The 14,400-nt window shown below is 73.4% G+C and carries 12 protein-coding genes; 4 read left to right on the top strand and 8 right to left on the bottom strand.

Annotated elements, in window-relative coordinates:
• The first annotated feature begins 68 nt into the window (after positions 1-68).
• Positions 69-515: an Lrp/AsnC family transcriptional regulator gene (locus M2266_RS03145; RefSeq protein WP_277436710.1), complete on the top strand. Its 447-nt coding sequence runs from the start codon at positions 69-71 to the stop codon at positions 513-515.
• Here the strand turns inward: M2266_RS03145 and M2266_RS03140 are convergent.
• Entirely contained in the window at positions 505-3,546 is a 3,042-nt protein-coding gene (locus M2266_RS03140; protein ID WP_277436709.1) for an SMC family ATPase, read from the bottom strand. The genes M2266_RS03145 and M2266_RS03140 overlap by 11 nt on opposite strands.
• A 3-nt stretch (positions 3,547-3,549) precedes the next feature.
• Complete coding sequence (locus M2266_RS03135; protein WP_277436708.1) at positions 3,550-4,707, bottom strand: exonuclease SbcCD subunit D; 1,158 nt, start codon at positions 4,705-4,707, stop codon at positions 3,550-3,552.
• Positions 4,708-4,960: 253 nt separating this feature from the next.
• Between M2266_RS03135 and M2266_RS03130 the strand changes: the two genes are divergently transcribed.
• The gene (locus tag M2266_RS03130; protein ID WP_277436707.1) at positions 4,961-5,812 is read left to right on the top strand and encodes a GNAT family N-acetyltransferase; all 852 of its coding nucleotides are present in this window, start codon (positions 4,961-4,963) and stop codon (positions 5,810-5,812) included.
• A 22-nt stretch (positions 5,813-5,834) separates the two neighbouring features.
• Here the strand turns inward: M2266_RS03130 and M2266_RS03125 are convergent, their stop codons facing one another.
• Positions 5,835-6,461, bottom strand: a complete 627-nt coding sequence (locus tag M2266_RS03125; protein WP_277436706.1) for a YigZ family protein — start codon at positions 6,459-6,461, stop codon at positions 5,835-5,837.
• A 110-nt stretch (positions 6,462-6,571) separates the two neighbouring features.
• On the opposite strand from M2266_RS03125, the gene M2266_RS03120 reads away from it, so the two are divergent.
• Positions 6,572-6,979 carry a CoA-binding protein gene (locus M2266_RS03120; RefSeq protein WP_277441050.1) on the top strand — a complete coding sequence of 136 codons (408 nt, stop codon included), beginning with the start codon at positions 6,572-6,574 and terminating at the stop codon, positions 6,977-6,979.
• Positions 6,980-7,027: 48 nt separating this feature from the next.
• On the opposite strand, the gene M2266_RS03115 is transcribed toward M2266_RS03120, so the two are convergent.
• The 3 genes from M2266_RS03115 to M2266_RS03105 form a co-directional block, all read right to left on the bottom strand.
• Positions 7,028-7,558: a GNAT family protein gene (locus M2266_RS03115; protein ID WP_277436705.1), complete on the bottom strand. Its 531-nt coding sequence runs from the start codon at positions 7,556-7,558 to the stop codon at positions 7,028-7,030.
• A gap of 221 nt (positions 7,559-7,779) precedes the next feature.
• Positions 7,780-9,465 carry a DUF885 domain-containing protein gene (locus M2266_RS03110; RefSeq protein ID WP_277436704.1) on the bottom strand — a complete coding sequence of 562 codons (1,686 nt, stop codon included), beginning with the start codon at positions 9,463-9,465 and terminating at the stop codon, positions 7,780-7,782.
• A gap of 91 nt (positions 9,466-9,556) precedes the next feature.
• Entirely contained in the window at positions 9,557-10,039 is a 483-nt protein-coding gene (locus tag M2266_RS03105) for an Lrp/AsnC family transcriptional regulator (protein WP_277436703.1), read from the bottom strand.
• 59 nt (positions 10,040-10,098) lie between these two features.
• Between M2266_RS03105 and M2266_RS03100 the strand changes: the two genes are divergently transcribed.
• Positions 10,099-11,271 carry a PLP-dependent transferase gene (locus M2266_RS03100; protein WP_277436702.1) on the top strand — a complete coding sequence of 391 codons (1,173 nt, stop codon included), beginning with the start codon at positions 10,099-10,101 and terminating at the stop codon, positions 11,269-11,271.
• On the opposite strand, the gene M2266_RS03095 is transcribed toward M2266_RS03100, so the two are convergent.
• Both M2266_RS03095 and M2266_RS03090 read right to left on the bottom strand, forming a co-directional pair.
• Entirely contained in the window at positions 11,255-12,598 is a 1,344-nt protein-coding gene (locus M2266_RS03095) for a GNAT family N-acetyltransferase (RefSeq protein WP_277436701.1), read from the bottom strand. The two genes, M2266_RS03100 and M2266_RS03095, sit on opposite strands and share 17 nt — an antisense overlap.
• 176 nt (positions 12,599-12,774) lie before the next feature.
• On the bottom strand, positions 12,775-14,376 hold the full coding sequence (locus M2266_RS03090; RefSeq protein WP_277436700.1) for an alkaline phosphatase D family protein: 1,602 nt from the start codon (positions 14,374-14,376) through the stop codon (positions 12,775-12,777).
• Positions 14,377-14,400: the final 24 nt, after the last annotated feature.

Here is a 14,400-nt window from a genome sequence, read left to right as displayed (position 1 = left end):
GCGTCGTGAAGGGGGATTTCCCGGCGCTCGCCTTGTTATGCCGGGGCTTCCACTGCTATTCATGCCTCATGACCGCTGAATCCCTTGACGCCACCGACTGGCGCATCCTGGAGGCCCTGCAACGCGACGGCCGGGCCAGTTACGCCGAGCTCGCGCGGGCCGTCGCGATGTCGCCCAGCGCGGTGACCGAGCGGGTCCGCCGGCTGGAGGAGTCCGGGGTGATCACGAGCTATTCGGCGGTCATCGACCATGACCGGGTCGGTCTGCCGATCCTGGCCCTGGTGCGGCTGCGGTATCCGACCGGCAACTACAAGCCGTTCCACGATCTGCTGGCGTCGACGCCGGAGATCCTGGAGGCGCACCACGTGACGGGCGACGACTGTTTCGTCATGAAGGTGACGGCGCGCTCGATGCGGCACCTGGAGGAGACAGCCGGCCGGATCTCGGGGCTCGGCTCGGTCACCACCAGCGTCGTCTACTCCTCGCCGCTGCCCCGCCGACCGCTCACGTTGTGACGCGGGCGCGCCGGCCGGGCGAGCCGGACGGGCCCTGCGCGACCGTGGAGCCCGACTGGCCCTTGATGACCCGCAGTTGGGCGGGGATCCGGTGGCGCAGATCGGCGACGTGGCTGACGATGCCGACGGCGCGGTCCCGTTCGCGCAGCGCGTCCAGGACGTCCAGCACCTCGTCCAGCGTCTGCTCGTCCAGGCTGCCGAAGCCCTCGTCGATGAAGAGCGTGTCCAGCCGCGTTCCGCCCGCCTCGTCGGTGACCACGTCCGCGAGCCCGAGCGCCAGCGCCAGGGAGGCGGAGAAGGTCTCGCCGCCCGAAAGGGTGGCGGTGTCGCGCTCGGTGCCCGTCCAGGCGTCGACGGCCATCAGCCCCAGTCCGGAGCGTGAGCGGCCGGCGCTCCTGGCGTCGCTGTGGACGAGGGTGTAGCGGCCCGACGACATGCGCTGCAGGCGGACGCTGGCGGCCGCGGCGACCTGCTCCAGGCGGGCGGCCAGCACGTAGGTCTCCAGTTCCATCTTCAGCTGGTTCTCGATGGAGGTGCCGGCCGACAGCTCCGCCAGCCGCCGGATGCGGGCGAACTCGGCGCGGGCCGGGGCGAGTTCCGCGGCCTTCCCGGCGGCCTGCGCCCCGAGCCGGTCGAGGTCCGCGCAGCGGGTCTGTGCCGCCGCGTGCACGGCGGCCGCCTCGCGCAGCCGGGCGGTCGTGGCGTCGACGGCGGCCCGGGCCCGCGCGGGGTCGGCGGGCGGCAGCGCGGCGGCGGCCGCGAGTCCGGGTGCGGCCAGATCGGCGGTGACGGAGGCCTCCTCGTCGCGCCACTGCGCCACCAGGTGTTCCAGCCGCAGCCGCCGGTCGGGCGGGTACAGGGCGCGGGCGGCGTCGGCGGGGGTGTCGAAGCCCGCGCGGAACGCGGCATCCGACAGCGCCGCGTCGGCCTCCTTCAGCCGCTGCGCCCCGTCGTGCTCCCGGTCGACGGCCTGCGCGGCCGTGGCCAGCAGCTCGACGCGCCGGGCCAGTTGCGACCTGCGGGCGGCCACCGTCGCGAAGCCGCCGCGCGCCCTGTCCAGCTGCTCGGCGACCCGCTCGTACTGCTCGTCGAGCTCCTCGCGCCGCGAGGTGCGCGCCGCGGCCCGGCTCAGTGCCTCGTGCCGCTCCGCGGTGCGGCGGTCGCGCTCCCGCTCGGCCTCGGCGAGCGCCTCGCGGGCGGCGTGGGTGTCGGCGGCGGCGCGTACCGTGAGCGCGTACGCGCTCTCCAGGGCGGTGTGCGCGGTCTCCAGTTCGTCCACCGGGGTGTCGCCGGCGGCTGTCATGGCCGCGTCCCGCCCGGCCCGCGCACGGCTCAGCTCGTCCCCGACGGCGTCCTGCGCGGTGGACGCGCTCTGGTAGGCCGCATAGGCGGCGTCCTCGTCCTCGCGGGTGACCTGCCGATCGGACGGGCGGGCCGGATCGGGGTGTTCGGCCGAGCCGCACACCCGGCAGTTCTCGCCGGGCACCAAGGCGGCGGCGAGTTCGGCGGCGATGCCGGCGATCCGTGCCTCGCGGGCATCCTGCCAGGCCTCGCGGGTGTCGGCGGCCCGGTCCCGGGCGGCGCGGTGCCGGTCCTCGGCCACGGTCACGGCGCGGGCGTAGCGGTCCCGCTCCCGGGCCGCGTCGAGGCGGTGGCGGGCCTGGTCGCGTTCGGCGTCGAGCGTTCCGGCGCGGGCCGCGGCGGCCTGCGCGTCATCGACGCGCCGCTGCAGGCGAAGTCGCTCCGCCTCCCAGCCCTCCAGCCAGCCGTCGGCGTCCAGTACGGCCTCGTCGTCGCCGCGTGCCTCGGCGTCCAGCCCGTCGCGGCGGGCGGCCAGGTCGGCGGCGCGCTGCTCCAGTTCCCCGGCCTCGGTGAGCGAACCGAGTTCCTCGCGCAACCGGTTGGCCGCCCTGGTGAGCTGTTCGGCCGCCGCTTCGGCGAGTTCGGGGGGCAGCTCGGCTCGCGCGGTGCGGCGGGCGGCCAGCGCCTGCTGGTGCTGTGTGGCGGCCTTCTCCCGCAGTTCCAGGGCCGATTCGACGCCGGAGGCGCGGTGTGCCCGCTCCAGCCGGGCGCGCTGCTCGTCACGTTCCGCCCGGGCCCCGGCGATGTCGTCGGCTCGGCGGCGGGCGGCGGCGTGCCGCTGCTGCAGCCCGTGCAACTCCTGGACGGCGCCGGCCTCGTCGCGGGCCCTGTTGTGTGCCTGCTCGGCCAGTTCCAGCGCGCTCACGGCGATGGCCTGGCGCTCGCGCGCGGTGGAGCGCAGCACCGCCGCCCACCGCAGTATCGACCCGGTCAGATCGGAGTGGCCCGCCGGTGCGCGCGCCGTCACGTCCTCGGGCAGCCAGTCGTCCAGCGGCTCCGCCCCCGGGCCCGCGGCCTGGGCGAGGCGTCCGGCGAGGTTGTCCAGTTCCTGGTCGCCGGTGAGGATCCGCTGCTCGGCGGCGCGGCGGCGCTCCTTGAGCCACTCCTCGACGGCCTTGAAGCGGCGGGTGTCGAAGAGCCGGCCCAGCAGGGCGCCGCGCTCGGCGGCGGTCGCCCGCAGGAAGTTGGCGAACTCGCCCTGCGGCAACAGCACCACCTGGCAGAACTGCTCCCGGCTCATCCCGATCAGCTGCTTGAGTTCCTCACCGATCTCCTGGTGGGACTTGGACAGCGCCTTCCACTCACCGTCGGTGCGCTCGCGCAGCAGCGTGACGGCCTTCTCCTGCGTCGTCCCGGAGCCGCGCTTCTTCGGGCGCTGCTGCTCGGGCCGCCGGGTGATCTCCAGGTGCCGTCCCCCGACGTGCAGTTCGAGGACGACCTCGGTGCTGAGACCGGCGTGGGCGTGGTCGCTGCGCAGCCGGCTGGCCGGGCGGCTGCCGGGGACGTCGCCGTACAGGGCGAAGCAGACGCCGTCCAGGATGGAGGTCTTGCCCGCTCCGGTCGCGCCGTGCAGGAGGAACAGGCCAGCCGAGGAGAGGTCGTCGAAGTCGACGCTCTCGGTGCCCGCGAAGGGGCCGAAGGCGGTGAGGTCGAGCCGGTGCAGACGCATCGCCTACGTTTCCGTCCTCGCGTGGTGCGCGCGTACCGCGTCCAGGGCCTCGCGCAGCACCGTCCGCTCCCGCCCGTCGGGGCCCGTGCCCCGGACGTGGGCCACGAAGTCCTCGGCGATCTGCTGGTCGGTCCTGCCGCGCAGGCGCTGGGCGTAGGAGACCGCCGGGTCGGTGCCGGAGTTCTCGGGGTCGAAGGCCAGGCTGAGCACGTGCGGGAAGCGTTTGGCCAGGGCCGCCATCGGTTCCGGGGGGCGCAGCGCGTCGGTGAGGGTGGCCTCGACCCAGGCGTCCTCGTGGGTCTCCAGCGCCGGATCGCCGAGCAGGTCGTCGAGACGGCCGCGGATCCGGGCGATCGGGCGCGGCACCGGGCAGTCGACGCGCTCGGCGGTCACCGCACCGTCCGGGTCGAGGTCGACCAGCCACATGCTCTTGCGGTGCCGGTCCTCGGAGAAGGAGTACGCCAGCGGCGAGCCGGAGTACCGGACCCGTTCGGTGATCGTCTGACAGCCGTGGAGGTGCCCGAGCGCCACGTAGTCCACGCCCGCGAAGATATCGGCGGGCACGGCCTCCACCCCGCCCGCGGTGATGTCGCGCTCGCTGTCGCTGGGCGCGCCGCCGGTCACGAAGGCGTGGGCCAGTACCACCGAGCGGGTACCGGCCGGGCGGGTGGCGAGATCGGCGCGCACCCGGTCCATGGCGGCGCCCAGGACGGCGGTGTGGTCGGCCCGCTCCGCGCCGAACTCCGCGCGGACGAGAGCCGGTTCGAGGTAGGGCAGCCCGTACAGCACGGTGTCGCCCGCGGCGTCCGGCAGGACGACGGGGGTGGCGCAGCCGGCCGGATCGGTGCGCAGATGGATGCCGGCGCGGCCCATGAGGCCGGCGCCGACGCCCAGCCGCCGGGCCGAGTCGTGGTTACCGGAGATCATCACCGTCGGGACGCCGAGGTCGGCGAGCCGGTGCAGGGCGTCGTCGAAGAGCTCGACGGCGGCCAGCGGCGGCACCGCCCGGTCGTAGATGTCCCCGGCGACGAGCACCACGTCGATGCCCTCGGCGCGGACCGTGCTGACGAGGTGGTCGAGGAAGGCGGCCTGCGCGGAGAGCAGGCTCTCCCGGTGGAACGAACGCCCCAGATGCCAGTCGGAGGTGTGCAGAAGTCTCACTATGGCGCCCCGACCTGCACGTTTATCTCTCCTCCACCCCAGAACCGGCACCGAGGCAGCAAGGGTCCGGCTGTCGGCACCGACCACGCTAGCGCCCGGCCGCACCTCATCCACCACGGACCTCAGTTTGTCATCCGTGCCGGACCGGACAGCGCGCGGTATTGCCGCGATCCGGTCCGGCACGAAACGATCACGCCTGGGGCGGATCAGTACTGGACGCGCCGCCCCGCCGCCGACGCCCCGGGAGTGAGAAGTGCCGACATTCGAGATCACGGTCGCCAGCGCCGCCGACATCGGGCTGATGGCGGAATGGGCCGCCGCGGAAGGGTGGAACCCGGGCCGCACCGACGGCGCCGCGTTCTTCGCGGCCGATCCGCACGGGTTCTTGATCGGCCGCCTCGACGGTGCGCCGGCCGCCTGCGTCTCGGTCGTCCGGTACGGCACCGACTTCGGGTTCCTCGGTTTCTACATCACCCGGCCGGACCTGCGCGGCCAGGGCTACGGCATCCAGCTCTGGCGCGCCGGCATGGAGCGGCTGGCCGGGCGCAACGTCGGGCTCGACGGGGTGGTGGCCCAGCAGGACAACTACCGCAAGTCCGGTTTCCACCCCGCCTGGAACAACATCCGCTACGAAGGCACGCCTGTCGCGGAGGACACCGCGACGCCCGCGGGCGTCACCCTGGTCGACGCCCGCACCCTGCCCTTCGACCGACTCGCCGCCTACGACCGCCGGTTCTTCCCGGCGTCCCGCGACAGCTTCCTGGCCACCTGGATCGCCGCGCCGCAGCGCACCGCACTGGCGGCGGTGCGCGACGGAGAGCTGCGGGGCCTTGCTGTGTTGCGCGTGTGCCGTGGGGCCTCGCGTATCGGGCCGGTCCACGCGGCCTCGCCGGAGGTGGCGAGCGCCCTGGTGGGCGCGCTGGCGGCGACCGTGCCGGGCGAACCCGTCTCGATCGACGTGCCCGACATGAACAAGCCGGCCGTGCGCCTGATGGAGCGGCTCGGGCTGGCGCCGTCCTTCGAGACCGCCCGGATGTACACAGGGCCCGTGCCGCAGACCGATCAGGCCGGGATGTACGGCGTCACCAGCCTCGAACTGGGCTGACCCGGCCGGCCGGGAGGCCGGCTCAGACGTCCACGAACTCGGTGCCGCCGGCCTCCACCGTGGCGGCACCGGAGGTGCTGTCGGCGACCCAGGAGCGGAACGCCGCCACCTCGGACTCGGGCAGCGCGACATCGATCCGGACGTCCGCGCCGTACCGCACGCCGCGCACGGTCCGCCCGGCCGACCGCAGGTCGTTCTCCAGCTTGCCCGCCCGCTGGTGGTCCGCCGCGACCGTCAGCAGCGCGAGGCGCCGGCGTTCGACGGTGCCCAGGTCGTCGAGGGCGGCGGACACCGCGCCGCCGTAGGCGCGCACCAGCCCGCCGGCCCCGAGCTGGACCCCGCCGTAGTAGCGGGTGACCACGGCCACGACGTCACGCACCTCACGGCGCAGCAGCACCTGCAGCATGGGCGTGCCGGCGGTGCCGCCGGGTTCGCCGTCGTCACTCGCCTTGTGGACGCGGCCCTCGGCGCCGATGACGTACGCGAAGCAGTTGTGGGTCGCGCCCGGGTTCTCCTTGCGGATTCTCGCGATGAACGCCTGCGCGGCCGGCTCGCTGCCCGCGGGCGCCAGTGCGCACACGAAGCGCGAGCGTTTGATCTCGCTCTCGTGCACGCCTTCGCGCCCTACCGTCAGATACCGGTCAACCATCCGGCCACCCTATGCCGCCCACCGGGAATGAGCGGGGTGTCCCGCTCGTTGACCAGGCACGACGGGAGGGAAGCCCCCCGGCTCCACCGGAGACACCCTTGGAGGACGACGTGTACGGCGATGCCGCGACGGTACGGAAGATCCTGACCGGACTGGGTGACACCTGGGCGGTGGTCGGGCTGTCGAACAACGAGGCACGGGCCGCCTACGGGGTCGCGCAGGTGCTCCAGCGCTTCGGCAAGCGGGTCGTTCCGGTCCACCCCAAGGCCGAGACGGTGCACGGTGAGCGGGGTTACGCCTCGCTCGCCGAGATCCCCTTCCCGGTCGACGTGGTCGACGTCTTCGTCAACTCCGAGCTGGCCGGAGCCGTCGCCGACGAAGCGGTGGTGGCCGGGGCGAAGGCCGTGTGGTTCCAGCTCGGAGTGATCGACGAGGCCGCGAGCGAGCGGACACGGGCGGCCGGGCTGGAGATGGTCATGGACCGCTGCCCCGCGATCGAGATCCCCCGACTCGGCTGAACCGACCGGGCTCGGCTGAACGGACCCGGCTCCGCAGACCAGGCTCGGTCAGGCCGGGTCCGACGGAGCCGGCAGTTCGAACGCCCGCAGTTCCCCGTGGTCCGCGACGCGGGTGAAGCCGGCCCGCTCCAGCACCCGCTGGGACGGGATGTTCTCCGGCTCGGTGGTCGCCAGGAGCTTGCCGACGCCCGGCCGGGTAAACGTCCATCGGGCCAGCAGCAACAGCGCGTCGGTGGCCCAGCCGGCGCCCCGGGCGGATACCGACAGGTCGTAGCCGATCTCGGCGACCCCGTCGGCGGGCGGCCCGTGGAAGCCGATACCGCCGACCGCGACGCCGTCCTCGGAGCGCTGGATCACGAAGACGCCCCAGCCGGGCTGGAACACCCCGGCCGTGTCCGCCGCGACCGTCATCCCGGAGGCGACGATCGTGCCCTCACCGGGTACGCCGTCGATCCAGACGAGGTCGGCCGGCTTGCCCTCCGCCAGCAGCGCGCAGTCGGCGGGCAGTTGCTCGCGCAGCGTCACCCGTCCGTCCTCGAGTACCTGTCGGCCGTCGTCGTGGGAGGTGCGCAGGGTCATGGAGCGGAACCGTCCTGTCGGAGAAGGCAGAGGATCTGCAGGCTATCGCCTGGCGGTCGCGGGGCGCAGATGGATTTTTCCCGCCGGCGGCAGCGCGGCTCCGACGCGGGCAAGCCGGCAACGCGCCTGCGCGGCCCGGGAGTTCACTCCCACCGTCCCCTGCGGGCGGGCGGCGGGAGTGCTCCGCCGCCCGCCCGCACGGAAACGTTTGCGCAGCGGCCCTACAGGGCTGACAGCTCGGTGACCAGATCGTCGAGGCCGAGGGAGCCCTGGGACAGGGCGGCCATGTGCCAGGCCTTGGCGTCGAAGGCGTCGCCGTGGGCCTTGCGGGCGGCCTCGCGGCCGGTCAGCCAGGCGCGCTCGCCGAGCTTGTAGCCGATGGCCTGGCCGGGCATGCCCAGGTAGCGGATCAGCTCGCTGTCGACGAACTCGGCCGGGCGGCCGCTGTGCAGGCCGAAGAACTCCCGGCCAAGCTCCGGCGTCCAGCGCTCGCCGGGGTGGAACGGGGAGTCGGCGGGGATCTCCAGCCCCAGGTGCATGCCGATGTCGACGATGATCCGGTTGGAGCGCATCATCTGCGCGTCCAGGTAGCCGAGCCGGCGCTCGGGGTCGGTGAGGAACCCCAGCTCGTCCATGAGGCGCTCGGCGTACAGCGCCCAGCCCTCGCAGTTCGCGCTGACCAGGCCCACGGTCGCCTGGTAGCGGGACAGCGAGCCGGCGACGTGTGTCCACTGGGCGAGCTGCAGGTGGTGGCCGGGCACGCCCTCGTGGTACCAGGTGGAGACCAGGTCGTAGACGGGGAACGAGGTCTTGCCCATCGTCGGCAGCCACGTCGTGCCGGGGCGGGAGAAGTCCTCCGACGGCTGCAGGTAGTACGGCGCCGCGGCGCCGCCGGGCGGGGCGATCCGCGACTCGACGCGCTTGACGCGGTCGGCCAGCTCGAAGTGCGTGCCGTCCAGGGCCTCGATGGCCTCGTCCATCAGCGACTGGAGCCAGCTCCTGACCTCCTCGACGCCCTCGATGCGCGTGCCGTGCTCCTCCAGGTGCGCCAGCGCCTCCCAGGGGGTGGCCGCACCGGGCAGGATCTTGGCGGCCTCGGTCTTCATCTCCTCGTGGATGCGGTGGTACTCGGACCAGCCGTACGCGTAGGCCTCGTCGAGGTCGAGGTCGGTGCCGTTCCAGTACCGCGACCAGCGGGCGTAGCGCTCGCGGCCGACGGTCTCCGGTGCGCCCTCGACGCCCGGCGCGTAGGTGTCGCGCAGCCAGTCGCGCAGCGCGACCAGCGCTCCGGTGGCGGCGGCGGAGGCGGCGTCCAGCTCTCCGCGCAGCTCGTCGGGGCCGGCCGCGGCGAAGGAGGCGAAGTAGCCGCTGTCGGTGCCGATCCAGTCGGTCAGCTGGCCGATGACGGTCGTGACCTGGAGGGGGCCGGCCGGCAGCTTGCGGTCAAGGCCTTCGGCGAGCGAGGCGCGGTACCCCTCCAGGGCGGCCGGGACGGCGCGCAGCCGGGCGGCGGCGACGCTCCAGTCCTCGGTGGTCTCGGTGGGGGTGACGCTGAAGACCTCGCGGATCGAGTGTAGCGGCGAGTGGATGTTGCTGACCGCGCGCAGCCCTTCCTCGGCCTCGTGCACGGCGAGTTCGGCGGTGAGGCGCTCGCGCAGCAGTCGGGCGCAGCGGCGCTCCGCGTCGCTGTCCGCGCCCGGCCGGGCCTCGGCCCGCGTCAGCAGGTCCAACGTGGTGCGGGCGAGGTCGGCGAAGGCGCGCGTCCCGGCGGGGGAGAAGTCGGGCAGGAGGGAGTGGCTCTGCGCGACGCCGAGGTAGGTACCCATGATCGGGTCGAGTTCGATGAGGTGGTCGACGTACGCGTCGGCCACCTGGCGGGGCAGCGGGCTGCTGGTAATCGTGGACATGCGGCCATCCTCGTACGAACGGGGCTGCCGCGTCATCATCCTTCCTGGCTACGTGCCTGCCGGGTGGCGGCCGGAGCGACCGGGGCGGCCGTCAGGCGCCCGGCACGGGCGGCAGCAGCGGGCCGCACTCCCACTGCTGGAAGATCAGCCGGGTCTCCACCCGGGCGACCTCGCGGCACGAGGTGAACTCGTCGATCACCAGCCGCTGCAGATCGGCGGTCCCCGTCACCGCGACATGGACGAGGTAGTCCTCGGGGCCCGTGAGGTGGAACAGCGCCCGCGTCTCGGGCAGGGCGCGGATCCTGGCCACGAACGGGGTGATCAGCTCCCTGCGGTGCGGCCGCACCTGCACCGACAGCAGCGCTTCCAGACCGCGTCCGAGCTTGGCCGGATCCAGCCGCAGCTCATGACCGAGGATCACCCCGGTGCGGCGCAACCGCGCCACGCGGTCCAGGCAGGTGGACGGGGCGACGCCGACCGCCGCCGCGAGCTCGCGGTTGGTGGTCCGGGAATCGTTCTGCAGGACCCGGAGAATCTCCAGATCGATCGGATCCAAAGGGACGGAATCGGTCATCGGCCGAACGTAGCACGGGATCCGACCGGTACAAGGCGTCGATTGTTCATGCTCTGGGCATGGAACAACACTCTGTGACACGGCCTCGTTCGCTGGCGACCGAGGCGGTGCACGCCGGCCGCGAGGACCTCGCCGGGCTCGGCGTGCACGCCGTCCCCCTGGACCTGTCGACGACGTACCCCTCGTACGACAGCCGCGGCGAGGCCGCCCGCCTCGACGTGTTCGCCGCCACCGGCGCCCGGCTGGAGGGCCCGCCTGTCTACGGACGGCTGGACAACCCCACCGTCAGCCGTTTCGAGACCGCCCTGGCCCGCCTCGAAGGCACCGACGACGCGGTCGCCTTCGCCAGCGGGATGGCGGCCCTGACCGCCTGCCTGCTGGCGCGCGGCTCCCTGGGCCTGCGGCACGTGGTCGCGGTCCGCCCGCTGTACGGGTGCAGCGACCATCTGCTGACCGGCGGGCTGCTGGGCACCGAGGTGACGTGGGTCGACCCGGCGGGCATCGCCGACGCGATCCGGCCCGACACCGGACTGGTGCTGGTCGAGACTCCCGCCAACCCCACCCTGGCCGAGCTGGACCTGCGCGCGATCGCGCACGCCTGCGGAACGGTGCCGCTGCTGGCCGACAACACCTTCGCCACACCGGTGCTGCAGCGTCCCGCCGAACTCGGCGCGAGCATCGTGCTGCACAGCGCGACCAAGTATCTCGGCGGCCACGGCGACGTGCTCGGCGGAGTGGTGGCGTGCGACGAGGGGTTCGCCCGGCTGTTGCGCAAGGTCCGCTTCGCCACCGGCGGCGTTCTGCACCCCCTGGCCGGCTATCTGCTGCTGCGCGGGCTGTCGACGCTGCCGGTGCGGATGCGCGCCGCCTCGCGGAGCGCGGAAGTGCTCGCCGGACGGCTGGCCGCCGACCCGCGGGTGGCGGCGGTGCACTACCCGCGGATCGGCGGCGCCATGGTCGCCTTCGAGGTGCACGGCGACCCGCACGAGGTGATCGCCGGAGTCCGGCTGATCACCCCGGCGGTCAGCCTCGGCAGTGTCGACACCCTCATCCAGCACCCGGCCTCGATCAGCCACCGCGTCGTCGACGAGCGGGACCGCCACGCGGCGGGCGTCAGTGACCGGCTGCTGCGGATGTCGGTCGGCCTGGAGGACGTCGAGGACCTGTGGGACGACCTCGACGGTGCGCTGCGGGCCGCGGCCCTCGCCGGTGCGGTCAGTTCCGGCTCGTGACCTTCGGCGGGGACGGCACGCCCGACGTCGCCAACGTCGCGGTGATCACCAGCGTGCCGTCCTCGACCTGGTAGTCCAGCGGCAGACCCAGGTCGCGCATGGTCGCCACCATGCCGGTGTTGTTCGACCGGGTCACGGCGTAGACGCTGCTGCGGCCCGCCTCGACGGCGTGGCCGACGAGCTTGCGCAGCAGCTGCGCGCCGATGCCGCGCCGCTGCCACTCGTCCTCGACCAGCAGGGCGACCTCGTTCTCGTCGCCGTCCCACAGCAGGTGTGCCAGGGCCACCAGCCGGCCCGACGCCGTCTCGACGGCCAGGGTCCGGCCGAAGCGCGGGCTGAGCAGGTGCTGCAGATACCGGTCCGCGTCGGGGACCGGGCCGTGGTAGCGCTGCGCGAGCGTGTCGGAAGAGCAGCGGTCGTGCATGGCGCGGGCGGCGGCGAGGTCCTCGGGGCCGGCCCGGCGGATGGTGATCTCGTTGCCCTCCGGCAGCGTCAGCACGTCCTTGCTCGCCGGCATCCGCACGCCGAGGCGGGCGTCGAGTTCCACCAGGGCGCGGGCCCGGGCGAACTCGGTCGGGGTGAAGGGCAGGTACGCCCGCTCGACGGTGATCGTGCCACCGGAGGGGTCGCGCAGTCGCATAATCGTTTCCTCCAGTGCGTCCTCCGGTGCCGGTGTGCCGTCCTTCGCGGCCGGGACCGAGCGGATCGTGCACCGTCCGAAGAGCCGGCGCAGGGCGAGCGGCAGCTCCGCGGCGTCCAGGGCGGTGCGGGTGGCGAGGGTGAGCATCCGGGTGGGGGTGTCCACCAGGTCGTGGGCGTCTGCCCGTTCCGTCCAGGTGTCGCGGCCGCCGGCCGCTCCGACCACCTGCGCCAGCGCGGCGGCCGGAAGCGCCGCGGGCGCCCGCAGGAGGAACTCGTCGACCGTGCCGTCGGCGAGCGGATGCGTCTGCAGCGTCAGGATGTCGACGTGGGCGTCGGCCAGTGCCATGCACACCGCGCCCAGGCTGCCGGGGGTGTCCCGCACCGTGGTGCGCATCCGCCACAGCGTCGTCGGGCCCGGCTCGTCCGTCCCGTCCGCCGGAGCGGGTCCGGGGGGAGCGTGGCTGTGGCGGCGGGCCCACCAGATGTGGAACCCGGACGTGGCCAGCAGTGCGACCGCCGAGGCGGCCAGCACGATGGGACCCTCCGGACCGTGCACCACCACATTGGCCACCAGGTCGGCGAGGGCCACCGCCGTGAAGACGGCGGAGAGTTCCACCAGGTCGCGCCGCCAGTGGTGGCGGTGGGAGCGGGATGGGCGGACATTCGGCGCAGTCAACTGAGGCATGAGAACACTCTGTCGAACCTGTGTTGCGTGATCACGAACGTTCGATGACCGGTGGGTTAAGGGTGGTTCCTGGTGGTTAATTTGCCCTTTCAACGGATTTGCCGCCCGCCGGACGGGCCCGAGCCGCCCCCGCGGGTCATGGCGCGGGCGCGGCCGGGCGCGGCTCGGACGGGGGCCTACTGGCCGACGCGGCCCGGCTGCAGCACCTTGGTGAACAGCACCGTGCCGTCCTGCTCGCGCAGCCGTACCGTCAGCTCGCCCGAGTGCCCGTCGATGTCGACCTGGCCGAAGAACTGGTACCCCTCGGCGGGGGAGACATTGGCGCGCTCGGGCGCCTTGACGAACACCCGCTCCGGACCGAACGTGCCGTCCAACGCGCTGGCCGGGAACGCGCCCGCGTTCAGCGGCCCGGAGACGAACTCCCAGAACGGCGCGAAGTCCGTGAACGCCGCGCGGGACGGCTGGTAGTGCTGTGCGGAGGTGTGGTGCACGTCGGCCGTCAGCCACACCGTCCCGGTGATCCGCCGGTGCTTGACGAACCGCAGCAGCTCGGCGATCTGCAGCTCGCGGCCGAGCGGGGCGCCCGGGTCGCCCTGCGCGACCGCCTCGATGTTCTGCCGGCCCTCCGTGGTGTCCGGCACCACCAGGCCCAGCGGCATGTCGGCGGCGATCACCTTCCACACCGCGCGCGAGCGGGACAGCTCCCGCTGGAGCCACTCCAGCTGCGCCCGCCCGAGGATGCCCTGGTCGTCCTGGGCCTGCTGATCGGGAGAGTTGGCGTTGCGGTAAGTGCGCATGTCCAGCACGAAGACGTCCAGCAACGGGCCGTGGTGCTGCACCCGCTGGACGCGGCCGTCGGTGTTGGGCCGCAGCGTCGAGATCGGGAAGTACTCGGAGAACGCCCGCCGGGAACGGCGGGCCAGCACGTCGACGCTCTTCTCGGCGTACCGCGCGTCGTCCATGATCTCGCCCGGGTACCAGTTGTTGCGCACCTCGTGGTCGTCCCACTGGATGATCGAGGGCACCCGCGCGTTGAAGGCGCGCAGCTCGTCGTCCAGCAGGTTGTAACGGAAGGCGCCGCGGAACTCCGCGAGCGTCTCGGCGACCTTGGACTTCTCCGGGGTGGTGAGGTTGCGGTAGATCCGGCCGTCGGGCAGCGCCGCGGTGGGCGCGATCGGGCCGTCGGCGTAGATGTTGTCGCCGCTGCAGAGGAAGAAGTCCGGGTCGAGCCGGCCCATCGCCTCGTAGATGCGGTAGCCGCCGATGTCGGGGTTGATGCCCCAGCCCTGCCCGGCGAGGTCTCCCGACCACAGGAAGCGCACGTCGTCGCGGCGCCGCGACGACGGGGTGCGGAAGCTGCCGGCCACCGGTGCGCCGGTGCGCCGGTAGTCGTCCGGGTCGGCCAGCAGCACCCGGTAGTGGATCTGTTCGCCGGACGGCAGACCGCGCAGGGAGGTCGTGCCGGTGAAGTCGGTGTCAGGACCCAGCAGCGGGCCCTGCCAGCGGCGCGCGTCGCGGAAGGAGCCGCTGACCGATGTCTCGACGAGCATCCGGGCCGGCCGGTCGGAGCGCACCCACACCAGGCCGGACGAGGCGGTGACGTCACCGCTCTGCACACCCCACGGGGCGGCCGGCCGCCCCGACAGCGCCAGCGCGGGTGCCGCCGCCATGGCAGGGAGCAGCAGCGCTCCGGTCGCGGCGAGGCCGCCGCCGAGGACCGTCCTGCGGTCCACCGTGCCGTTCGAACGCTCCTGCGTGTTCGGTGTTTCCTGCGACATCTGCCACTCCCGGTGCTCGGCTTC

Source organism: Streptomyces sp. SPB162, from assembly GCF_029504575.1.
GTDB lineage: Bacteria > Actinomycetota > Actinomycetes > Streptomycetales > Streptomycetaceae > Actinacidiphila.
The sequence above is the reverse complement of the archived record's forward strand: the minus strand, read 5'-3'. Positions and strand labels throughout refer to the sequence as shown.

Coding starts and splice junctions, on each gene's coding strand:
- M2266_RS03145 (WP_277436710.1), top strand. CDS start 69: ATGACCGCTGAATCCCTTGACGCCACCGACTGGCGCATCCTGGAGGCC.
- M2266_RS03140 (WP_277436709.1), bottom strand. CDS start 3,546: ATGCGTCTGCACCGGCTCGACCTCACCGCCTTCGGCCCCTTCGCGGGC.
- M2266_RS03125 (WP_277436706.1), bottom strand. CDS start 6,461: ATGGTTGACCGGTATCTGACGGTAGGGCGCGAAGGCGTGCACGAGAGC.
- M2266_RS03115 (WP_277436705.1), bottom strand. CDS start 7,558: ATGACCCTGCGCACCTCCCACGACGACGGCCGACAGGTACTCGAGGAC.
- M2266_RS03110 (WP_277436704.1), bottom strand. CDS start 9,465: ATGTCCACGATTACCAGCAGCCCGCTGCCCCGCCAGGTGGCCGACGCG.
- M2266_RS03105 (WP_277436703.1), bottom strand. CDS start 10,039: ATGACCGATTCCGTCCCTTTGGATCCGATCGATCTGGAGATTCTCCGG.
- M2266_RS03100 (WP_277436702.1), top strand. CDS start 10,099: ATGGAACAACACTCTGTGACACGGCCTCGTTCGCTGGCGACCGAGGCG.
- M2266_RS03095 (WP_277436701.1), bottom strand. CDS start 12,598: ATGCCTCAGTTGACTGCGCCGAATGTCCGCCCATCCCGCTCCCACCGC.
- M2266_RS03090 (WP_277436700.1), bottom strand. CDS start 14,376: ATGTCGCAGGAAACACCGAACACGCAGGAGCGTTCGAACGGCACGGTG.